21 protein-coding genes are annotated in these 21,609 nt (G+C 60.5%); 10 read left to right on the forward strand and 11 right to left on the reverse strand.

Annotated elements, in window-relative coordinates; genetic code table 11:
* Positions 1 to 52: 52 nt before the first annotated feature.
* From J3A65_RS16460 to J3A65_RS16475, 4 genes are read left to right on the forward strand one after another with little or no spacing between them, the layout of a single operon-like run.
* Positions 53 to 1,417: a mitofilin family membrane protein gene (locus tag J3A65_RS16460; RefSeq protein WP_245341567.1), complete on the forward strand. Its 1,365-nt coding sequence runs from the start codon at positions 53 to 55 to the stop codon at positions 1,415 to 1,417.
* 21 nt (positions 1,418 to 1,438) lie between these two features.
* Positions 1,439 to 3,064: a heme biosynthesis protein HemY gene (locus J3A65_RS16465; protein WP_209902322.1), complete on the forward strand. Its 1,626-nt coding sequence runs from the start codon at positions 1,439 to 1,441 to the stop codon at positions 3,062 to 3,064.
* Between the two features lie 27 nt (positions 3,065 to 3,091).
* Positions 3,092 to 3,586 carry a TerB family tellurite resistance protein gene (locus J3A65_RS16470; protein WP_209902324.1) on the forward strand — a complete coding sequence of 165 codons (495 nt, stop codon included), beginning with the start codon at positions 3,092 to 3,094 and terminating at the stop codon, positions 3,584 to 3,586.
* Positions 3,587 to 3,612: 26 nt separating this feature from the next.
* Positions 3,613 to 4,380, forward strand: a complete 768-nt coding sequence (locus J3A65_RS16475; protein ID WP_092659304.1) for a glutamine amidotransferase — start codon at positions 3,613 to 3,615, stop codon at positions 4,378 to 4,380.
* Between the two features lies 1 nt (position 4,381).
* Here J3A65_RS16475 and J3A65_RS16480 read toward each other — a convergent pair whose 3' ends face one another.
* The gene (locus J3A65_RS16480) at positions 4,382 to 5,617 is read right to left on the reverse strand and encodes an MFS transporter (RefSeq protein WP_062462443.1); all 1,236 of its coding nucleotides are present in this window, start codon (positions 5,615 to 5,617) and stop codon (positions 4,382 to 4,384) included.
* A 142-nt stretch (positions 5,618 to 5,759) separates the two neighbouring features.
* Between J3A65_RS16480 and J3A65_RS16485 the strand changes: the two genes are divergently transcribed.
* Positions 5,760 to 6,053: a YggT family protein gene (locus J3A65_RS16485; protein WP_062462428.1), complete on the forward strand. Its 294-nt coding sequence runs from the start codon at positions 5,760 to 5,762 to the stop codon at positions 6,051 to 6,053.
* A 147-nt stretch (positions 6,054 to 6,200) separates the two neighbouring features.
* Here J3A65_RS16485 and ppa read toward each other — a convergent pair whose 3' ends face one another.
* The 4 genes from ppa to J3A65_RS16505 all read right to left on the reverse strand — a co-directional run bounded on the left by ppa (position 6,201) and on the right by J3A65_RS16505 (position 11,621).
* Positions 6,201 to 6,734 carry an inorganic diphosphatase gene (gene ppa / locus J3A65_RS16490; RefSeq protein ID WP_062462425.1) on the reverse strand — a complete coding sequence of 178 codons (534 nt, stop codon included), beginning with the start codon at positions 6,732 to 6,734 and terminating at the stop codon, positions 6,201 to 6,203.
* Between the two features lie 115 nt (positions 6,735 to 6,849).
* A complete protein-coding gene (locus J3A65_RS16495) occupies positions 6,850 to 7,356 on the reverse strand; it encodes a GNAT family N-acetyltransferase (protein ID WP_062462422.1) in 507 nt (168 codons plus the stop codon).
* Positions 7,357 to 7,556: 200 nt separating this feature from the next.
* Positions 7,557 to 9,380 carry a translational GTPase TypA gene (typA, locus tag J3A65_RS16500; RefSeq protein WP_062581654.1) on the reverse strand — a complete coding sequence of 608 codons (1,824 nt, stop codon included), beginning with the start codon at positions 9,378 to 9,380 and terminating at the stop codon, positions 7,557 to 7,559.
* A gap of 150 nt (positions 9,381 to 9,530) precedes the next feature.
* Positions 9,531 to 11,621 (reverse strand): M3 family metallopeptidase, encoded by a 2,091-nt coding sequence (locus J3A65_RS16505; protein WP_209902326.1) that lies wholly within the window; start codon positions 11,619 to 11,621, stop codon positions 9,531 to 9,533.
* 191 nt (positions 11,622 to 11,812) lie between these two features.
* Between J3A65_RS16505 and J3A65_RS16510 the strand changes: the two genes are divergently transcribed.
* Entirely contained in the window at positions 11,813 to 12,316 is a 504-nt protein-coding gene (locus J3A65_RS16510) for a MarR family winged helix-turn-helix transcriptional regulator (RefSeq protein WP_209902328.1), read from the forward strand.
* Between the two features lie 37 nt (positions 12,317 to 12,353).
* A complete protein-coding gene (locus tag J3A65_RS16515) occupies positions 12,354 to 13,529 on the forward strand; it encodes a multidrug effflux MFS transporter (protein WP_209903570.1) in 1,176 nt (391 codons plus the stop codon).
* 59 nt (positions 13,530 to 13,588) lie between these two features.
* Here J3A65_RS16515 and J3A65_RS16520 read toward each other — a convergent pair whose 3' ends face one another.
* From J3A65_RS16520 to J3A65_RS16530, 3 genes are all read right to left on the reverse strand, one after another.
* A complete protein-coding gene (locus tag J3A65_RS16520; protein ID WP_092659300.1) occupies positions 13,589 to 14,812 on the reverse strand; it encodes an argininosuccinate synthase in 1,224 nt (407 codons plus the stop codon).
* A 111-nt stretch (positions 14,813 to 14,923) separates the two neighbouring features.
* The gene (locus J3A65_RS16525; RefSeq protein WP_209902331.1) at positions 14,924 to 15,214 is read right to left on the reverse strand and encodes a type II toxin-antitoxin system RelE/ParE family toxin; all 291 of its coding nucleotides are present in this window, start codon (positions 15,212 to 15,214) and stop codon (positions 14,924 to 14,926) included.
* Positions 15,211 to 15,465, reverse strand: coding sequence for a type II toxin-antitoxin system ParD family antitoxin (locus J3A65_RS16530; RefSeq protein WP_245341568.1), 255 nt, complete (start codon positions 15,463 to 15,465; stop codon positions 15,211 to 15,213). Before J3A65_RS16530 ends, J3A65_RS16525 begins: the two co-directional genes overlap by 4 nt.
* 150 nt (positions 15,466 to 15,615) lie before the next feature.
* Between J3A65_RS16530 and J3A65_RS16535 the strand changes: the two genes are divergently transcribed.
* Together J3A65_RS16535 and J3A65_RS16540 are read left to right on the forward strand one after the other, a co-directional pair.
* Positions 15,616 to 16,473, forward strand: a complete 858-nt coding sequence (locus J3A65_RS16535; protein WP_192085702.1) for an SDR family NAD(P)-dependent oxidoreductase — start codon at positions 15,616 to 15,618, stop codon at positions 16,471 to 16,473.
* A 72-nt stretch (positions 16,474 to 16,545) separates the two neighbouring features.
* Positions 16,546 to 17,187, forward strand: a complete 642-nt coding sequence (locus J3A65_RS16540; protein ID WP_062462396.1) for a LysE family translocator — start codon at positions 16,546 to 16,548, stop codon at positions 17,185 to 17,187.
* A 54-nt stretch (positions 17,188 to 17,241) separates the two neighbouring features.
* Here the strand turns inward: J3A65_RS16540 and J3A65_RS16545 are convergent, their stop codons facing one another.
* From J3A65_RS16545 to J3A65_RS16555, 3 genes are all read right to left on the reverse strand, one after another.
* The gene (locus J3A65_RS16545; RefSeq protein WP_348635222.1) at positions 17,242 to 18,312 is read right to left on the reverse strand and encodes a hypothetical protein; all 1,071 of its coding nucleotides are present in this window, start codon (positions 18,310 to 18,312) and stop codon (positions 17,242 to 17,244) included.
* A gap of 307 nt (positions 18,313 to 18,619) precedes the next feature.
* A complete protein-coding gene (gene rlmN, locus J3A65_RS16550; RefSeq protein WP_062581643.1) occupies positions 18,620 to 19,858 on the reverse strand; it encodes a 23S rRNA (adenine(2503)-C(2))-methyltransferase RlmN in 1,239 nt (412 codons plus the stop codon).
* A 237-nt stretch (positions 19,859 to 20,095) separates the two neighbouring features.
* Entirely contained in the window at positions 20,096 to 20,623 is a 528-nt protein-coding gene (locus tag J3A65_RS16555) for an invasion associated locus B family protein (RefSeq protein ID WP_062462391.1), read from the reverse strand.
* A 417-nt stretch (positions 20,624 to 21,040) separates the two neighbouring features.
* Here J3A65_RS16555 and J3A65_RS16560 point away from each other — a divergent pair, with 417 nt between their 5' ends.
* Positions 21,041 to 21,604: a sigma-70 family RNA polymerase sigma factor gene (locus tag J3A65_RS16560; protein ID WP_062462388.1), complete on the forward strand. Its 564-nt coding sequence runs from the start codon at positions 21,041 to 21,043 to the stop codon at positions 21,602 to 21,604.
* Positions 21,605 to 21,609 lie beyond the last annotated feature (5 nt).

Below are 21,609 nucleotides of genomic sequence, written 5' to 3' on the forward strand. Positions count from 1 at the left end.
TTACCCTGCCCCACCAACTACTTTCCCTGAGCAGATGCGAAAAGAGGTCGAGATGGTAACGGAAAAACCACCCCGCCGATCGATGGCGGAGAAAGAACCGGTCACGATCGACCTGACGGCCGATGGCGCTGGCGTGGTGGCCGAGCCCGTGCGCAGCAATGACAGCGACATCCCGGAAACCGCTTCGGAAAAAGTCGAAGCTTCTGAGACGACGGATGCCATCCCGCTGGCCGGCGAGCCGGTGACATCGACCGTGCCTGAAGAGACCGACACCCACGTGACCGGCGAGCCGGATAGCTCCCATGGGCGAGACGAGCCAGGTGTGACGGGAACAGCCGATCCGGTTGTGACCGAGCCGGACGCACCGATTGCGACAGACGCTGCTCGTGACGCTGCCCCCTCGCCGACCGAGGAATTCACCCCGTCGCCCACGCCCGGTTTTGACGAACCTGCCGCTAAGCATGAAACCTTTGACAAGGCATCGGACGCCCAGCAAGCCACCCGCTCCGGTGGGACCTCGGCGTCCACGCTGATTGCTGCCGGCATTTTCGGCGGCATCGTCGCGCTTCTGCTGGCGGGCAGCATGCAGTATGCCGGTTATCTTCCATCATCGACCCCCGCAGCATCCGGCTCGACCGAACTGTCGGACGAAATCGAAGCTCTTCGCCAGGATATCCAGACGCTGCGCAGCCAGCCGGCGTCTCCCGATACGGAACTCGCAAGCCGCGTTCAGGCGCTGGAAAGTTCTGTCGCGCAGAATTCCGGCGGTCCGACCGAAGAAAGCTTGAATGCCCTCCAGCAGCAGCTGGCAGATACCAAGGCTGCGGCAGCCACGCAGACGGCCGAGCTTTCCCGTCGGCTGGAAGCGGCCGAGGCCCAGATCAACGATCGCGGCCCGGAACAGCAGGTTGCCCGCGCCGTCGCTGCTGCCGGATTGAAGGCCGCCATCGATCGTGGCGGCTCGTTCGAGGCAGAGCTTCAGGCCTATACGAACATTGCCGGCGACGATCCCGCGATCGCCGAGCTCAAGACATTCGCCGCAGACGGCGCGCCGTCGCGTGAACAGCTGCAGAGCGAGTTTCCCGCCGTCGCGGATGCGATCATCCAGGCGTCTGTGCCTGCAGATCCCGACCAGGGCATTGCCGGCCGGCTTCTGTCCTCCGCCATGTCGGTGGTCAAGGTTCGCCGCGTCGGCGATGTCGAGGGTGACACGGTCGACGCGATCGTATCGCGCATCGAGGACCGGTTGCGCAACGGCGACCTGCAGGCTGCCGCCCAGCAGTGGGATACGCTGCCGGACGCCGCGAAATCTGCGTCTACCGACTTCAAGCGCAAGCTGGATGCGCGGGTACAGGTTGAAAATCTCGTGAGCGGAACTCTTTCGCGCGCGCTTGCTGGCACGAAATCAGGCTCTTAAGGCTGAAGAAGAAAGAAACGGATGATCATCAGGCTCTTCATTTTTCTTCTCGTGGTTCTGGGCCTCGGCTGGGGCTTTTCCTGGATTGCGGATCGCCCCGGGCTGATTTCCATCACCTGGCAGGACCATCTGATCGAGACCAGCATCATGGTGGCCGCCACGATGGTCGTTGCGCTGATTGCGGCTGTCATGATCGTCTGGTGGGTCATCGGCGTCATCTGGACATCGCCGCTATCGGTACGTCGCTATTTCCGTACCCGCAAGCGTGACCGCGGCTATCAGGCGCTCTCGACCGGCCTGATCGCAGCCGGTGCCGGCAATGCCGTTCTTGCCCGCAAGATGAGCATCCGCACCCGCGGCCTGCTCAGCGCCGATCAGGAACCGCTCATTCACCTTTTGGAAGCGCAGGCGGCCCTGATCGAAGGCCGCCATGCGGACGCACGGGCCAAGTTCGAACAGATGTCCGAAGACCCGGAAACCCGTGAACTCGGTCTTCGCGGCCTTTACATGGAAGCACGCCGTCTCGGCGCCAACGAAGCTGCTCGCCAGTATGCCGAAAAAGCCGTCGAACATGCGCCCTACCTGCCCTGGGCAGCCCAGGCGACGCTCGAATCGCGCAGCCAGTCCGGCCGTTGGGACGAGGCCATCCAGCTACTCGATCAACAGCGGGCGGCAAGCGTGCTGGAACGCGGTGAAGCCGAGCGCTTGAAAGCCGTTCTTCTGACCGCCAAGGCAGGCGAACGGTTGGAAGGCGACCCGAACGGTGCCCGCGAAGATGCAAAGGCCTCTCTCAAGCTCGCCAAGGGCCTTGTGCCCGCCGCGATCATTGCAGCCAAGGCCTATCTGCGCGAAGACAATATCCGCAAGGCAGCAAGCATCCTCGAAAGCGCCTGGAAGATCGAGCCGCATCCCGATGTCGGCCGCACCTATGTCCGCGCCCGCAGCGGCGATAGCACGCTTGACCGTCTGAAGCGTGCCGAAAAGCTCGAAGCGCTGCGTCCCAACAACATCGAATCGCTGCTGGTCGTCGCGCAGGCAGCTCTCGATGCCCAGCAGTTCCCCAAGGCGCGCGCCAAGGCGGAAGCTGCAGCCCGCATGCAGTCGCGTGAGGCCGCCTATCTCCTGCTGGCCGATATCGAGGAAGCGGAAACCGGCGATCAGGGCCGCGTCCGTCACTGGATGGCGCAGGCTCTGCGCGCCGGCCGTGACCCTGCCTGGGTTGCCGACGGTATCGTTTCGGACAAATGGCTGCCGCTCTCGCCGGTCACAGGACGTCTTGATGCCTTCGAATGGAAAGTCCCGTTCGGCCAGATCGAAGGACCCGTGGAAGACGGCACCCTGGCCGCAGACGAGGCGATCGCAACGCTTCCGGCAATCACGATTCGCGAAGACGTCACGCCGGCTGTCGAAACACCGGAAAACGAGAGCATCAATCAGGTTGTTGCCGACATGCAGCCCGTTGTAGTGCCTCAGGAGGACTTAGCTGTTGCAGCAAAAACACCTACGGCCACGAATGTGACAGCGGAGCAGCCCCCGGAGGCAGAAAAGCAGGACGAGCCCGTTCCCTTTTTCGGTCGTCCGCCCGATGATCCCGGTGTCAAGGACGCAAGTGCCGAGAAGTCTCCCACGAGGCTGAGGCTTTATTAGAAAAACCGGAGAAGGCCCAGATTACATATGCTCGATCGCATCCAGGCCTTCCTCCACACGCTGACAGCCCCGCACCATACGGATGAATTTGCGCCCGACGACCCGCGCGTAGCCTTCGTGGCGCTCTGTTTCCAGGTCATGGAAGCCGATGGCAACATGTCCGAGGAAGAGCAGCAGAAATTCCGCGATCTGATGCGCGATCGTTACGATCTGAGCCCGGAAGGGTTGCAGTCGCTGATCGAGGCGGGCCGGCAGGCTGGAAGCGAAGCCGTCGACTATTACCGGTTCACCTCGGATCTCAGAAAGCATCTGGTTGACGAAGAGGACCGGATCGAGCTTCTCGGCATTCTCTGGGATATCGTCTATGCGGACGGGCAGCGCAGCGAGATCGAGGATCATGTGATCTGGCGGATCGCCGATCTCTTGGGCGTCTCTGCCCGTGATCGGGTTCTCCAGCGGCAGGAGGCGGCCGCGCGCACCTCGGCTCATCCGGCCGCAGGGGAAGAGGAAGAAAAGGTCTAGCCAGGAACGCTCCAGGACGTGACGTCATGAGAACCCCTTCCCGCCCATCCTCCAAACTCCCGATCCTCGCGATCCTGCATCAGGAAACCTCCTCCGCCGGACGCGTCGGCCAGATGCTCGTCGACAAGGGCTTTGCGCTGGATATCCGCAGGCCCGCTCTTGGCGATCCCCTCCCCGACACGATGTCCGGCCACGCAGGCGCCGTCGTCTTCGGCGGTCCGATGAGTGCCAACGACCCGGACCCCTTCATCAAGACGGAAATCGACTGGATCGACGTGCCGTTGAAGGAGAACAAGCCCTATCTCGGGATTTGCCTCGGCGCCCAGATGCTGGTGCGCAATCTCGGCGGCCGCGTTGGGCCGCAGAAGGGCGAAGTGACCGAGATCGGCTGGTATCCGCTGCGCGCCACCGAACACGGCCGGCTTCTCATGCACTGGCCGAAAATGGTCTACCACTTCCACCGCGAAGGCTTCGACGTGCCGCGGGGCGCAAAGCTGCTCGCGGAAGGCGACGCCTATCCGCATCAGGCGATCCGTTACGGCGAGAATGCCTGGGGCGTCCAGTTCCATGCGGAACTGACCCGCGCCATGATGCATCGCTGGGTGGTGCACGGCGCCGAACGCTTCGGCATGCCAAATGCCCAGCAGGGAAACCAGCACTTGGAAGGACGGATGATCTTCGACCACGCGTTGAAGGACTGGCTGTGGACCTTCCTCGACATCGTCTTCGATCGACCCGCCGCCGATGCGAACCGACCGGCAGCACCTGCCTACCCCGCCCAGGGCAACGGATAACTCAGCGCTGCGGTGCTTCCAGATTGTCGATCTTGCGCAGCTTCGGAAAGCCGATCGACCAGATGACGGCGACCGCCAGTGTGCCGATACCGCCGATCACGACGGCAGGGACCGCGCCGATCGCGTGCGCCATGGTGCCGGCCCGGAACTCGCCCAGCTCGTTGGATGCGCCAACGAACACCATGTTGACCGCATTCACCCGGCCGCGCACCTCGTCCGGCGTCCAGAGCGCGATCAGCGTCTCGCGGACATAGACCGAGATCATGTCAGCCGCACCCATCAGCATCAAGGCTGCGATGGAGATCCACGGCGTGGCCGAGAGGCCGAAGATAAGCGTTCCGAGACCGAACAGCGCCACGCCAATGAACATCGCTGTACCCGCGTGGTGGCGGATCGGATGGATGGCAAGCCAGACCGCAACGCCGATCGCGCCGATGCCGGGCGCCGCGCGCAGCAGGCCGAGGCCCCAGGGACCAAGCTCCAGCACGTCGCGGGCAAAGATCGGCATCAGCGCCACGGCGCCACCGAGCAGCACAGCAAACAGATCGAGCGAGATTGCACCAAGCACGATCTTCTCGCCGGCGATGAAGCGGAAACCGGCCAGCATCTCGTCCCAGCTGACTTTCGAGGCAGGCGTGCGCTGCGCCGGCTTCGGGATCATAAACACGAGGATGGCGGCAACCGTCATCAGAAAACAGGCGACCGAATAGGCCGCAATCGAGCTGGCGCCGTAGAGTAGCCCGCCGAACACCGGCCCTAAGATCGATGCCGTCTGCCATGAGGATGAATTCCAGGCGATGGCGTTGGGAAGATCTTCTTCCGGCACGAGGTTCGGTCCGAGCGACTGCACCGCCGGCCCCATGAAGGCGCGCTCGATGCCGAAGACGACAAGGATCGAAAACACCAGCCACGGCGTGAATGAGTCGGTGATGGTGAGCGCCAAAAGCGCCGCCGAACACAGTCCGCCGACGACCATGCAGATCGCCATGATCATGCGTCGGTTGTAGCGATCGGCGACCGAACCCGTCACCAGGATCAAAAGCAGCGACGGCAGAAACTGGAAAAGCCCGATCAGACCGAGATAGAGCGGATTGCGCGTCTCGTCATACATCTGCCAGCCGACGGAGACGCTGACAATCTGGATCGCGAAGGCTGCGAAGAACCGGCTGAGAAAGAAACGCGTATAAGCTGCGTGACGAAAGGCGGCGAAGCGATCACCCGATGTGGGTATGGACATGGAACCTGTACTTTCAGCGAAGCCGGAAACCCACGATATGCACACGCCGCCGTTAAACATCCTGCGACGCGGGCCATAGACGGCACTTGCCCGTTAGTTCGCCAATGTCTACATGTCTGTCAACAAAGAAATGGAGACGTGAATGCTCGCCCTGTTTCAGACCATTGACTTGGCCTTGAACCTTTACACCTGGATCCTGATCGCCAGCGCCATCTTTTCATGGCTCTTCGCCTTCAACGTGATCAATTCGAGCAACCAGTTTGTCGATGCGATCGGCCGGTTTCTCTTCAATGTCACCGAGCCCGTCCTCGCGCCGATCCGCCGGGTCATGCCGAACCTCGGTGGTATCGACATTTCGCCCATCATCGTGCTTCTGATCATCTTCTTCATTCGCTCGCTGATGTGGACCTCGATCTATCCTGCTCTCGCAGGCTGAAGCCAAAGACTTTCAGCACGGACACGGTCGGCCCGCGCTGGGAAATTTCCCGCGCGGGCCGTTTTTGTTTTGGGCTTACGAGCGGAAACAAAAAATCCCCCGGCTCGAGACGAACCGGAGGATTTTGGAAGCGGTCAGCGGTAAAGATTACTTCTGAGCGTTGAAGCGTTCGATCGCCGCGACGATCATTTTCTTGGCGACGTCAACGTCCTTCCAGCCTTCGATCTTCACCCACTTGCCGGGCTCCAGATCCTTGTAATGCGTGAAGAAGTGCTCGATCTGCTTCAGCGTGATCTCTGGCATATCGGTGTAGTTCTTGATCTTGTCGTAGCGCTGGGTCAGCTTCGGAACCGGCACGGCAATGATCTTCTCGTCCTTGCCTCCGTCGTCTTCCATCACCATCACGCCGATCGGGCGGACATTGATGACGCAACCGGGTACCAGCGGGCGGGTGTTGCAGATCAGAACGTCGATCGGATCACCATCCTCGGACAGCGTATGCGGCACGAAGCCGTAATTGCCTGGATAGGTCATCGGTGTGTACAGGAAACGGTCGACGATCAGCGCGCCGGCTTCCTTGTCCATCTCGTACTTGATGGGCTGGCCGCCGACAGGTACTTCAACGATTACGTTGACGTCTTCAGGCGGATTCTTGCCAACAGAAATTGCATCGATGCGCATAGTCTTCCCCGATGAGGTTTACGAACTTGTGAACCGTCGATAGCGGGAATTGGCTGGCAAGGCAACACAGGTTTGCCGCCAAGGTTAAGTCGTGGCGCACCTTTCCGCCCCGAAGTCAGTGCCAGACGAAACCAATCTTCTTCAGGGACTTTCCGTCGAAGTCCTCCATGCCCTCTGCCAAATCCGCCCCGCCATGGGATCGCAGAAAGCGGACGGCATGCTCGCTGTCTTCCAGGCACCAGACGACCAAGCCCTTGCAGCCAAGCGATTTCAAAAGCCTGCGGCTTTCGCCGAACAGGCGGCGGCCAAGGCCGACGCCCTGATATTCCGGGCGGAGGTAAATCTCGTAGATCTCGCCGTCATAAGGAAGCGCACGGGCGCGGTTGAGGCCGATCGTCGCATAACCCGCGATAACGCCACCGATATCCAGAACCAGAAGCGTCGCCGGCCCGCGGACGGCCTTGCGCCACCACCCCTCGCCGCGGCGCTCCAGCATCTGGATCAGCGGCTTGTGCGGAATGAGGCCGGCATAGGCTTGCGACCATGCCTGGCGGTGCACCTCGGAGATAGCCGGGGCGTCTTGCGGCTCCGCACGCCTGACATCGATCGATAACGTTTTCATAACGCGATTCTAGGTCCTGCCATGGGCTCTCCGCCATTCCCGAGACCGGGGTAAAGTGGATTGCCCACAAGCTTCTCATGTGGACGATGGCAAGGAGGTTAACGCATTTTTTACCTTCGCCACAAGCGTGGCCCAGACCAAGCCACAAAAAAACCCCAGCATTTCTGCCGGGGTCTTGGATGGTCTTAGGAGGCGCGCTGTTAGAGAGCGGCCTTCGACTTGTCGAAGCGCTTGCGGTCGTTTGCGTCGAGATAGATCTTGCGCAGGCGGATCGACTTCGGCGTGACTTCCATCAGCTCGTCGTCCTGGATCCAGGACAGCGCGCGGTCGAGCGTCATGCGGATCGGCGGCGTCAGGCGAACGGCTTCGTCCTTGCCGGCCGAGCGGATGTTGGTCAGCTGCTTGCCCTTGAGAACGTTGACTTCGAGGTCGTTGTCGCGGGTATGGATGCCGATGATCATACCGGCATAAACCTTTTCGCCTGGCTCGATGATCATCGGGCCACGGTCTTCCAGGTTGAACATCGCGTAGGCGACGGCTTCACCGGACTGGTTCGACAGGAGAACGCCGTTGACGCGACCGACGATCGCACCCTTGTAAGGCTGATAGTCGTGGAACAGACGGTTCATGATCGCCGTGCCGCGCGTGTCGGTCAGAAGTTCCGACTGGTAGCCGATCAGGCCGCGGGTTGGCGCGTAGAATACCAGGCGAACGCGGCTGCCGCCGGACGGACGAAGCTCGACCATCTCGGCCTTGCGCTCGGACATCTTCTGCACGACGATACCGGAATGCTCTTCGTCAACGTCGATCACGACTTCTTCGATCGGCTCCAGCGTCTGGCCGGTTGCTTCATCCTTGTGCATGACGACGCGCGGACGCGAAACGGCAAGCTCGAAGCCTTCGCGACGCATGGTCTCGATCAGAACGGCGAGCTGCAATTCGCCGCGGCCGGAAACGAAGAACGAATCCTTGCCGTCCGACTCTTCGATCTTCAGCGCAACGTTGCCTTCGGCTTCCTTGAACAGGCGGTCACGAATGACGCGGCTGGTGACCTTGTCGCCTTCGGTGCCAGCAAGCGGGCTGTCGTTGACGAGGAAGGACATGGTGACGGTCGGCGGATCGATCGGCTGAGCCGTCATCGCTTCGGTGACCGCAGGATCGCAGAACGTGTCGGCAACCGTACCCTTGGAAAGGCCGGCGATCGCGACGATGTCACCTGCATGGGCTTCTTCGATCGGCTGACGCTCGATGCCGCGGAATGCGAGGATCTTGGAGATACGGCCGGTTTCGACGGTCTTGCCGTCCTGCGACAGAACCTTGACGGCCTGGTTCGGCTTGATCGAGCCGGATGCGATGCGGCCAGTGATGAGACGACCGAGGAAGGGGTTGGCTTCGAGAAGCGTACCGATCATGCGGAACGGGCCTTCGCCGACATTCGGCTCCGGAACGTGCTTCAGGACCAGATCGAGCAGTGGTGCAAGACCTTCATCCTTCGGACCTTCTGGGTTGACGTTCATCCAGCCATCGCGACCCGAACCGTAGAGGATCGGGAAGTCGAGCTGCTCGTCGGTGGCGTCGAGGTTCGCGAACAGGTCGAAGACTTCGTTGATGACTTCTTCGTGGCGACCGTCCGGACGGTCGATCTTGTTGATCGCGACGATCGGGCGAAGACCGACCTTCAGCGCCTTACCGACCACGAACTTGGTCTGCGGCATCGGGCCTTCCGAGCTATCGACCAGAACGATGGCGCCATCCACCATCGACAGGATGCGTTCGACTTCGCCACCGAAGTCGGCGTGGCCGGGGGTGTCGACGATGTTGATGCGAACACCCTTCCACTCGACCGAAGTTGCCTTGGCGAGAATGGTGATGCCGCGTTCTTTTTCGAGGTCGTTCGAGTCCATCATGCGCTCGACGGTGCGCTGATTGTCGCGGAACGAGCCGGACTGCTTCAGAAGTTCATCGACAAGGGTCGTTTTGCCGTGGTCGACGTGCGCGATAATCGCGATATTCCGCATAGCCATTTTTAGATCTCGGATGTTTCGGGGCGCAGATCGACGGACCGCACCTATTTCGTTGGCGCGCTCATACCCTGTTTTTCGCAAATGCGAAAGGGGGCGAGCGCGATCTGCGATCAACGCCCGCTCTTCATCTTTCCGCGTGGATGGCTTTTGTCAGCCGTCTCCGCCCGAAAGCTCGGCCATGATGGAGAGCCCACGCTTCTTCAGCATCGCAGTCGGATCCGGCAGCTTGCCGCGGAAGGCTGCATAGGCTTCCTCCGGATCGATCGAGCCGCCGACCGAGTAGATATTGTTCTTGAGCTTGCGCGCCGTCACCGGATCGAACGGGTTGCCGACCTCCTCGAACGCGGCAAAGGCATCCGCATCAAGGACTTCCGACCACATGTAGGAATAGTAGCCGGCCGAATATCCGTCACCGGCAAACACGTGCTGGAAATGCGGCGTGGCATGGCGCATGACGATCGAAGCCGGCATGTCGAGCTCGGCCAGCACCTTGGCCTGCACCGCCATCGGGTCTTCGACCGTGCTTTCCTGTGTGTGGAAAGCCATATCCACCAGCGCCGACGAGGTGAATTCCACCGTCGAGAAACCGGCGTTGAAGGTCTGCGCGGCAAGAACCTTGTCGAGCAACTCCTTCGGCATCGGCTCGCCCGTCTTGTAATGGACCGCATATTTCTCGAAGATTTCCGGCACCGTCAGCCAGTGTTCGTAAAGCTGCGACGGCAACTCCACGAAATCGCGCGAGACGCCGGTGCCCGATACCGATGGATAGGTCACGTTCGACAGCATGCCGTGCAGCGCATGGCCGAATTCATGAAACAGCGTGCGCGCATCGTCGAGCGATAGAAGCGCCGGCTTGCCTTCGGCAGGCTTCGCGAAATTGCAGACATTGTAGATGATCGGCAGCTCACCCTCAGTGCCGTTCTTCAGCGTCAGCTTGTGCTGCGACTGGAACGAACTCATCCAGGCGCCGGAGCGCTTCGAGGAGCGGGCGAAATAATCGCCGAGGAAAAGCGCTTTTAGATTGCCGTCCTCGTCATGGATCTCGAACACGCGGACATCAGGATGATAGACCGGCAAGCCCTTCACCTCGACAGCCTTGATGCCGAACAGCCGCTCGGCCACATCGAAGGACGCCTCGATGATCTTCTCGATCTGGAGATAGGGCTTCAGCTCACTCTCGGAGAAAGAGAACGTCCGCTCGCGCAGCTTTTCGGCGTAGTGGCGCCAGTCCCAGGGCATGACCGGATGATTGCCGCCCGCTTCCGAGATCAGACCTGAAAGACTTGCCTCTTCCTCCAGCGCTTTGGTTCGGGCCTTCTGCCAGACCTGGCCGAGCAGACCGTTCACCGCCTTCGGTGTCTTCGCCATCGTGTTGTCGAGCTTCAACGCGGCGTAATTCTCATAGCCGAGCAGCTTGGCCTTTTCGGCCCTCAGCGCCAGCGTTTCGCGAACGATCGCGACATTGTCCCGCTCGCCGCCATTTTCGCCGCGCGCCACCCAGGCCTTGAACGCCTGTTCGCGCAGATCCCGGCGGGTCGAGAAGGTCAAAAAAGGCTCGATGATCGAGCGCGACAGCGTGACGAGATAGCCTGAGCCCTCGCCGCGCTCCTTGGCAGCTTCCGCCATCGCTTCTTTCACAAAAACCGGCAGACCCTCGAGATCGGCTTCTTCGGTCAGTTTCAACGACCAGCCTTTCTCGTCGCCGAGAACATTCTGGCCGAAACTGGCGCCGAGACCGGCAAGCGTCTCGTTGATGCTCGACAGCCGCTTCTGCTGGTCCTCAGGCAGATTGGCGCCTGATTTGACGAACCCCTTCCAGTGACGTTCCAGCACCCGCTGCTGCTCGACCGTCAGATCAAGGTCGTCCCGCTTCTGCCAGAGTGCATCGATGCGTGCGAACAGTTCGGCATTGGTGCCGATCTTCGAATAGTGGCGCGACATCTTGGGCGCGATTTCGCGTTCCAGCGCCTGGATCGTATCGTTGGTATGCGCACCCGCCTTGCCCCAGAAGATCGAGGAAACACGCGACAGCTCGTCGCCGGCGATTTCCAGCGCAACGATCGTGTTTTCGAAGCTGGGCTCATCGGAATTTCCGGCGATCTCAGCAATTTCCGCCTCGTGCAGGGCGATGGCGGCATCGAAGGCCGGTGCAAAATTTTCGTCCTTCACCTGATCGAAGCGCGGCAGGCCATGATGCCCGTTCCAGTCGACAAGCGCTGAATTCGCTGAGAAAGTTGCCATTGGGTCGTCCTTCAGTGTGCTGCTTCGATATCGGGTCTATGTAGGTAGAGCGACCATATATAGGCCCGCACGGCAAGGGCTTCATCCGTCGAAGCCGATTTTTGGAACGGACATCGTGCCGAAATGGCCCCGTCATGCGGTTTCCGGGCTTTTCGATTTGCCTCGTCGGGGAAAGATAGTAAGGCAGCCTTATGAAGCTCGCGATTGAACAGTGCCCGACAACACCCGGCCAGGACGTGCATGGTGAAACGCTTGGCTTTCTGATCGCCGATGCCGCGAGGCTTTTGCGCACGGCTTTCGAACGTCGCATCGCCCAGGCGGGCCTTGGCCTCACCGCCGGCGAGGCAAGAGCGTTGATCCATATCGCGCAAGTCGACGGAAGCCGCCAGCTCGACATCGCCTTGCGCATGGGCGTCGAACCGATGACGCTTTGCGCCTATCTCGACAGGCTGCAGGCGCTTGGGCTCGTTGAGCGGCAGCAATGCTGCGCCGACCGGCGGGCAAAGCGCATCATGCTGACATCGACCTCCGCCGACATGCTGGCTGCAATCCAGCAGGAACTGCGCGCCATCATCACCTGCGCCACTGAAGGCTTCGATGCCGAAACCGCGACACGCATCGCAGAGGCCATGAAAATCTTCAACGGCAACCTGCAAAGCTTCAATTCTTCTCAGGCCGACATTGATGACGGCTGATACGCAGGCCGCCTCCGCAACGACACCGCCCAACAGGATGACCGCGCTGCGAACCACGCTGCTCGGCGCGCTGCTGACGGCGATCGGCCCGGTCTCGATGGCGATCTACACGCCGGCCATGCCGGAACTCGTGAAAGCCTTCGGCACGTCGGAAGCGGCAATCAAGCTCAGTCTGACGCTTTACTTCGGCGGCTTTGCCGTCGCACAGCTCCTGGCAGGACCGGCCTCAGACGCATTCGGTCGCCGGTCCGCGAGCATCGCATTCCTGCTGATCTATCTCGTCGGCTCGCTGATGGCGGTCTTTGCGCCCTCGGTCGACTGGATCCTGGCCGGACGGCTGGTGCAGGGGATCGGCGCTTCCGTCGGCATGACCGTTGCCCGTGCCGCGGTTCGCGACCAGTTCGTCGGTTTTGAAGCCACCCGAATCATGAACATGATCGGCATCATGCTGGCGGTGGGTCCAGCAATCGGCCCCACGATCGGCGGCCTGTCGCTGTCGGTATTCGGCTGGAAATCCGTCTTCGTGCTGATGGTCATCTTCGGCGTTATCGTGCTTGCAAGCTGCCTGCTGTTCCTCAAGGAAACAACGGTTCCCGACCGAAGCCGGCTCAGACCCTCGACCCTTGTCGCGACCTACGTTTCGCTTCTGAAGGACCTGCGCTTTCTGCTTCCTTCGCTTGTTCTCGGCGGCGCGATCGGCGCGCTCTACGCCCAGGGAACGATGCTTCCCTTCGTGCTGATCGGTGAAGTGGGGCTGACCCCGACGCAGTTCGGCCTCGGCATGCTCATCCAGACCGGCGCTTTTCTCAGCGGGTCGATTGCACTGCGGCTTGTGTCCGGGCGCATCAGCGGGCCGACGACGGTGGTGATCGGGCTCATGTTCAGCGGTATCGGGGGCACGATGATGGCGCTTTCCGTATATCTGCTGCCGCCATCCTTCCTGTCGATCATGCTGCCGGTCGGCGTCTCCACCTTCGGCATCGCGTTCATCTCGCCCTACACAGTGACGGTCGGCCTCGCCCCATTCCCGAAGACGGCAGGCTCCGCTTCCGCACTGATGGGTTTCATCCAGATGGGCGGCGGCTTTGTCGGCGGCCTTCTCGCCGCTTTTTTCGGCGACCCGCTGACGGCGATCGGCACGATCATTCCCGCCATGGAATATATCGCCGTCGGCAGCTACATCGCGTACCGGATGATCAACCGCCGCCAATGACAAAAGCCCGCCTCCGTTTTCGGAAGCGGGCCTCTAAGACTAATCCGATGCGAAGGCGCTTAGCGGAGTTGGTTGCGCTTGGCGAGCGTACGCAGGCGCAGAGCATTCAGCTTGATGAAGCCGGCTGCATCCTTCTGATCGTAGGCGCCCTGATCGTCCTCGAACGTGACCAGCTGGTCGGAATAGAGCGACTTCGCGCTCTCGCGGCCGATGACCATGACGTTGCCCTTGTAGAGCTTCAGCGTCACTTCGCCTTCCACATGCTCCTGGCTCTTGTCGATCATGGCCTGCAGCATCTCGCGCTCCGGCGAGTACCAGAAGCCGTAATAGATGAGCTCGGCATATTTCGGCATCAGCTCGTCCTTGAGGTGCGCTGCACCCCGGTCGAGCGTGATGGATTCGATGGCACGGTGAGCGGTGAGCAGGATCGTGCCGCCGGGGGTTTCGTAGATGCCGCGCGACTTCATGCCGACGAACCGGTTCTCGACCAGATCGAGACGACCGATACCGTTGTCGCGTCCATAGGTGTTGAGGGCGGCAAGCAGCGTTGCCGGAGACATCTCGACGCCGTTGATCGAGCAGGCATCGCCCTTGCGGAAGCCGACCTTGATGGTAGTCGCCTGATCCGGTGCAGATTCCGGCGAAATCGTGCGCATATGCACGTATTCGGGAGCCTCGACCGCCGGGTCTTCCAGAACCTTGCCCTCGGAAGACGAGTGCAGCAGGTTGGCATCGACCGAGAACGGTGCCTCGCCCTTCTTGTCCTTGGCAACCGGGATCTGGTTCTGTTCGGCAAACGTCAGAAGGTCGGTGCGGCTCTTGAACGCCCAGTCGCGCCAAGGCGCGATGACCTTGATATCCGGGTTGAGCGCATAGGCCGACAGCTCGAAGCGGACCTGGTCGTTGCCCTTGCCGGTGGCGCCATGCGCGATCGCATCGGCGCCGGTCTTGCGGGCGATCTCGATCAGATGCTTGGAAATCAGCGGCCGGGCGATCGACGTGCCAAGCAGGTAGACGCCTTCATAGACGGCATTGGCGCGGAACATCGGGAAGACGAAGTCGCGGACGAATTCCTCGCGGACGTCCTCGATATAGATCTCCTTGATCCCGAGCATCTCGGCCTTCTTGCGCGCCGGTTCCAGCTCTTCGCCCTGACCGAGATCGGCGGTGAAGGTCACCACTTCCGCGTTGAGTTCGGTCTGCAGCCATTTCAGGATGATCGAGGTGTCGAGACCGCCGGAATAGGCGAGAACGACCTTTTTTACGTCTTTCGGAAGTGCCATGTCGAATTGTCCGTCTGCGGGTGGTGGCGGTTGGATCAACCGTCGTGTCTGGGATGGCGCACTTTTAGCGAGTTTCAAAAGCCGCGCAAGAAAAACCCGGAAAGGATCGCGTCAGAGATGGCGCGACAGGTTCATGCGCTGATGGAGGATGCGGATGATCACGATCTGGGTTTTCGTCTCGCGATAGATGATAAAGTGAGACCGATAGGTCAGCGCCAGATACCCGGTCTTGATCCCGCGCACATGCCGGCCGCGTCGTTCGCCCGCAGCGAGGATCCGGCACGCCTGCCTCAGGCTGAAGGTATAGTCCTCAGCCTGTTCGAACCCCCAAAATTCTTCCGTATGATCGTAAATCCCATCGATATCGGCGACGGCGTTCGGCGCAAAAACCAGCGCCTTCATGGCTGCAGGCGCCGCGCCCGCTTCTGCTCTATGAATTCATCGAAATCAAACGGCTCTGGCTCACCAGAATCTTCGCCTTCTTGGATTGCCGCGCGGATGGCCTCCAGCGAGGCCGCGTCGCTTTCCTGCAGCATCCGCAGAGCGTCCTCGATCACTTCGCTGGCGGAGCCATATCGTCCGTCTTCGACCTGCTTTTCAACAAAGGCGGCCAGTCTTTCGTCAACTTTGATAGATCCAAGTTCGCCCATCATGCCGGCTCCGGTTCGGTCTCGCGTCATGTTGACGGATCTGCTGTAGCATACCATATCGCGCCGAGCCGTTGAACACCTTTGGGTCTCAGAACAGCCCGAACCTTCGAACGCCAAAACCTTTCAACAGAAGCGTTAAAGAGGAGACTTTCCATGTCCATCACTCACCCTGCTCTGAAGAAAGACAATGTCGCCGTCGTCACCGGCGCCGCCTCCGGTATCGGCCTTGCCGCTGCCAAGGAATTTGCGAAACTTGGCATGTGCGTCGTCCTCGCGGATCTCGAGGGCGACCGGCTGTCAGAGGCCTGCCGCGAGGTGGCCGCCCTTGCCGACGATGGCGAGGCCGATATCGTGGCAATCGGCACCGACGTCTCGAAGCCGGCGGAGATCGAAGCTCTGGAACGTGCCGTTCTGCAGCGCTTCGGCCGGGTGCACGTGCTCATGAACAATGCCGGCATCCAGCCCGGCAGCAGCCTGTTCGGCCCGCAGGTCAACTGGGACAACGTTCTGGCCGTCAACCTGATGGGCGTCGTCAATGGCAGCAGAACCTTCGGTCCCCGCATGATCGCCCATGGCGAACCGGCGCTGATCATCAACACCGGCTCGAAACAGGGCATCACCACGCCGCCCGGCGATCCCGCCTACAATGTCTCCAAGGCCGGCGTAAAAGCCTTTACCGAAGCCCTGCAGCACGAATTGCGCAACATGCCCGAATGCAAAGTCAGCGCCCACCTTCTCATCCCCGGCTTCGTCTATACCGGACTGACCAAGGGAGACCGCACCGAAAAGCCCGATGCCGCCTGGACCTCAGAACAGACGGTGCAGTTCATGCTGGAAAGTCTCGAACGCGGGGATTTCTACATCCTTTGCCCGGACAACGACGTCGACCGCAAGACGGACGAGCGGCGTATGGCCTGGGCGATCGGCGACATCATCGAAAACCGTCCGCCTCTGTCGCGCTGGCATCCGGACTTTGCGGATGCATCAAAAGAATTCATCAGCGGCAGTTGATCGACAGGTTTGGCAGGACTTCGAAAGCCGGATAAAAAGCGACAACCGTCATCCGGCTTTCGAGGACACTTAATGGAATTCCTGCCAAGCCTTGCATCGCTTCTGGCCTTCACCGCAGCCGGCTTGCTTCTGGCGCTGACGCCTGGGCCTGATATGACGCTGTCGATCAGCCGGGCGCTTGCGCAAGGGCGCAGATCGGCACTGTTCGTGGTGCTCGGCACCAGTCTTGGCGTCGTCTGCCACACGCTTCTGGTCGCCTTCGGAATCTCGGCGCTGATTACCGCATCGCCCACCGCCTTCTTCATCCTGAAAACCGGCGGCGCCGCCTATCTGCTGTGGCTGGCGATCCAGGCGATCCGCTTCGGCTCCAGCTTCTCCGTCGAAACCGTGGAGCGCGCAACGGCAAGCCCGCTCGCAAATATCTCGATCGGCTTCTGGGTGAATATCCTCAATCCGAAGGTGATCATCTTCTTCATGACCTTCCTGCCGCAGTTCGTGACGGCGACAGATCCGCATGTGACGGGAAAACTGGTCTTCTTCGGGATCTTCTTCATCGCCATCGGCATGCCGGTGAACCTGATCGTCGTGCTTGCCGCCGATCGGCTTGCGAACTGGCTGCAAAGAAATCCGAAAGTCCTGCGCGGCCTCGACTACACCTTCGCCGGCGTGTTCTCGGTCTTCGCCGTGAAGATCTTCATGACGCAGTCGAGATAAGGTCGCCCTTTCGTTTCAACTACCTTCGCTTCGCGTCGAAGGACGACTCTTCTCTTACTCCCCCTGGCCGCGGGTGGGCGGGGCACCAATTCCGATGTCGGACTGTGGGCCATGCGGGTATTCGACGCTGTGGGAATGGGTGGTCTTTTCGGCCGCCGCCGGCCCGGAAAAGCCTCCGGCACCATAGAAGGCGAGATGCAGGCCCCAATAGCCACTCATGAAAACCACGATGGCGACAGCCAGCCCGGCAGGGATGGCCGAAAGCTTTTGTTTCAGTCCGGGCAGCAGCCCGTCTGCCCGGTTCTGGTCGCAGGCAACCGCCACCAGGATGGCGGTGATCAATCCGTGGCCGATCAGGTCGATACGCCCAAACGGCAAGACGGCCGAGGTGAAGATGACGATCATTGCGATGGCCGAAAGGCGGCGGATAAGCGCGGTCCAGAGAAGACCGAAGCCCATGGTGAATTCGGCGATACCGGCCATGGGAATAAAGACATCGCGGGGCATGCCCATCGTGAGAAAGGGCTTTTCCAGCACCAGCGGATAGAACCATTCGGGATAGGCGAATTTTTCGAGGCTCGACCACATGAGCGCGATGGCTAACCCCCAGCGCAGCACTTCAAAACGGTGGACACGCCAGTCGTCTTTCATCGGCTCGATGATCAGGTAGGCGGCAACGCCGAGCCCGAGCGCCAAATAGTCGAACAAGTGGAAGAGATCGTAGTCCCGCGCCGCGAGCAGCCATAGGGCAACAATTCCAAGGCCGGCGAAAGGCATGGTCCGCCGCGAGAAGATCAGGGCAGCGATCAGCAACTGCAGCCAGGACACCCATTCGGCAGGCGTCTTCAGGTCCGGCGTCAGGTAAACGCCACCCGTGGCAAAGATCGCGACGAAGAACGAGGCAATGACGACGCGGACATAATCGTCGATCCTCGCCCAGAGCGGCGAGGTAAAGCGATCAAGCGCTTCGAAGATCAACGGTCCAAAACGGCTAGTTTCGATCGCCCGGGCTGCGGCGAAACAAACGAGAACGAGTGCGATCGCTACCCAAAACCAGATATCACGCAGAACAGTTTCGACCGGCTGCAGTGGCGCACCCACGATGTAGGGTGCGAACCATTTCACATGCGCTTCTGCGGTTGTGGAAATTAAGGCAGCAACTATCGTTCCGCCTGTTAGTGAGACATAAAATGCAGACTTCCTAATGGGATGCTGAAACATGGCGGCATCTTCCGGTTGCACCTGGATGAGCCACATCGATATCAGATTATTGCAGTCTGCATATGACCCCTACAACGGAATCAAGCGCATTTGCGCCGCGCCAGGCGGCATTTTTGCCGCCCCTCGAGCGCTCGGTGTCAGAAACGAAAGGACTGATGAGAGGTTTCCAGGCTTCGAGCCGGTTCAGCCAGCAATCGAAGCCCTCCCGGCGTCAGTCGTCTTCGCCGTGACCGGCGATCATCATGGCTTCGAAGGCGAGACGCTCCGTCTTGCGCATGCGCTCCGATTCCGACTTCAGCTGACCACAGGCGGCAAGGATGTCGCGGCCGCGTGGCGTGCGGATCGGCGAGGCATAGCCGGCCTGGTTGATGAAATCGGCAAACTTGGTGATCGTCTCCCAATCCGAGCACTGGTAATTGGTGCCGGGCCACGGGTTGAACGGGATGAGATTGATCTTCGCCGGAATGCCCTTCAGCATCTGGGTCAGCAGCTTGGCATCCTCGAGGCTGTCGTTGACGTCCTTCAGCATGACATATTCGAATGTGATGCGACGGGCGTTGGACAGGCTCGGATACTGGCGGCAGGCTTCCAGCAGTTCCTTCAGCGGATACTTCTTGTTGATCGGCACCAGCATGTCGCGCAGCTCGTCGCGCACCGCATGCAGCGAGATCGCCAGCATCACGCCGATCTCCGTGCCCGTCCGATAGATTTCCGGCACGACGCCCGACGTCGACAGCGTGACACGACGCTTCGACAGCGAAAGCCCGTCGCCGTCTGTCGCGATCAGCAGCGCCGTCTTGACGCTTTCGAAATTGTAGAGCGGCTCGCCCATGCCCATCATGACGACGTTCGTGACCTTGCGGTCGCCAGTCGGCACGAAAGCGCCGGGCGGCGTGTCGGCTCCTGGAAAATCGCCCAGCCGGTCGCGCGCCAGAAGCAACTGGCTCAGAATTTCCTCGGCCGTCAGGTTGCGCACGAGGCGCTGGGTGCCGGTATGGCAGAAGGAACAGGTCAGCGAACAGCCGACCTGGCTCGATATGCAGAGCGTGCCACGGCCCTCTTCGGGAATGTAAACCGTTTCGACCTCGACCGGACGACCGGCACCGCGCGGCGGAAAGCGCAGCAACCACTTGCGGGTGCCGTCGTTGGAAATCTGCTCTTCCACCACTTCGGGACGCGCAATGGTGAAATGCGTCTTCAGCATTTCGCGCATGTCCTTGGCGACATTCGTCATCGCGTCGAAATCCGACACGCCGCGAATGTAGAGCCAGTGCCAGAGCTGGCTGACACGCATGCGCGCCTGTTTTTCCGGTATGCCCTTTTCCCTCAGCGCCGCGCTCATATCCTCGCGCGACATACCGATCAGCGACGGCTTTTCACTGAACAGGTCCGGATTGGCGACGAGCGGCTTCTTGATGGCGACAGGCGCAAAGGCCTCGGAGACCGACATTTCTTCATATCCCGTTCGAATAACATGCCTTCGCCCAGCGCAGGTTTCGCGCATCGCCGTGGCATGTCTTTCTGTGAAATCGTGGCGTCCCGGGTAAGCGACGTTCCGAGGAACGGTCGCGCAGGACTAATCTTGACGGGCGCTTTATCATCAAAACGACGCCACGTCACTATTCTTCGTCAAACGCAAAAGGCCGGTCGATGACCGGCCTTCCAATGCGGTGGTGGCAATCTCTGCTTACTTGCAGGATTCGACCTGCTTCAGAGCTGCTGAAATGCCCTGCAGCGAATAGGCGTAGGACGTCTTGGTGCCGCGACCGGATACGGCGCTGACGCTCATCTTCTGACCGGTGCGCATCGCTGCAACGAGAGCCGGTTCTTCGGCGGCGTTCTCGACCCAAGCGGCCTTGTCCTTGGTGAACATCGTGAAGTTCTTGTTGTCGATCGTCACGGTGACCTTGGAATTGGTCTGCATCGTGTAGCCCATCATCGCCTGCGGTTCGTAGGAGATGTTCTGGCCCGGGCGCTGCGACACGATGAAGAAGATATCGCCGTGATCGACGCTTGCAGGCTCCTTGGTCGTCGGGACGGACAAGACGTAGCAGACCGTAGCCGCGCCCTGCTTGTAGGAATACGCACCCCACGCCTTGAACTGCTGGATGCGGTTCGGCGTCTGGGCGGAAGCGGTACCCGTGCCGGCGCCAAGTCCTGCGCCAATTCCGGCGAGAGTAAGCGCCAATGCGATTGCGACGGTTCTAGCGGCCATGATCTCCTGCCAATTTTCGTAATTTCAAGGGCCCGAGCCGGGCCAGTACGGACATGCCTTCTCGGCGTCATGTCTGGGCGTCATATGCGGCGTCCCAACGGTCGGGTCCCATTTTGACTTCATTCCGGTTACCAAAGAGTCAACACTATCGGTTGGATGCTGAATATGTAGTGAACCGGGATGTGGTCGAATGCGGCGCAGGGTTGCGTTTGATGATGCCCGTTCCAGACGTCGGGTTTTCTGGGCGCATCACTCAACAACGATTTGGGCAAGAGTTTGTCCGTCCGATGACGCAGGCCGCAGCACTTTGAAACTACGTATAAATCCTGCTTAAAACCGCTACCCGTTTTTCTACCGATACGGTAGGATAGTCGCAAAGCTGACGCCTACTCACAAAGAAAGCCTACTGCCGGTTAGATGCTAGGGGACGAGAGAGACCGCTTCGCCCGCCTGGTCAGGGCAGTGGCTGCAACGCGTGATCAAGACGCGTTCACTGCGCTTTTTGATCATTTCGCGCCACGCCTGAAATCCTGGCTGATGAAGCGCGGCATGAATTCGGACGAGGCAGAAGAACTCGTCCAGGATGTCATGACCATCCTTTGGCATCGTGCCAGCCTCTATGATCCCGCAAGATCAAGCCTGTCGACCTGGCTGTTCCGGGTCGCACGAAACCGCCACATCGATGCAAAGCGCCGCGCCCGAAACCGCAAGTTTGACGGCCAGGAGACATTTCTTGCCTTGGCGGAGGTACCGGGCGTCGACACCTTGTTTGAAAGCAAGGAGCGCGACGAGAGAGTCCGTGATGCCCTTTCTCAGATTCCGGACGAGCAGATGAAGCTGGTGCGGGCGGCCTTTTTCCTGGGTCAGTCCCATTCCGAAATCGCCGCTTCGACCGGGCTTCCGCTGGGCACCGTAAAGTCGCGCATCAGGCTGGCGTTCGAGCGCCTGCGGCGAGCACTGGAAGAGACTTCACCGAACTGAAGCGG

Origin of the sequence: Rhizobium sp. PvP014 (assembly GCF_017876855.1) — a bacterium.
Classification (GTDB): Bacteria; Pseudomonadota; Alphaproteobacteria; order Rhizobiales; family Rhizobiaceae; genus Neorhizobium; species Neorhizobium soli.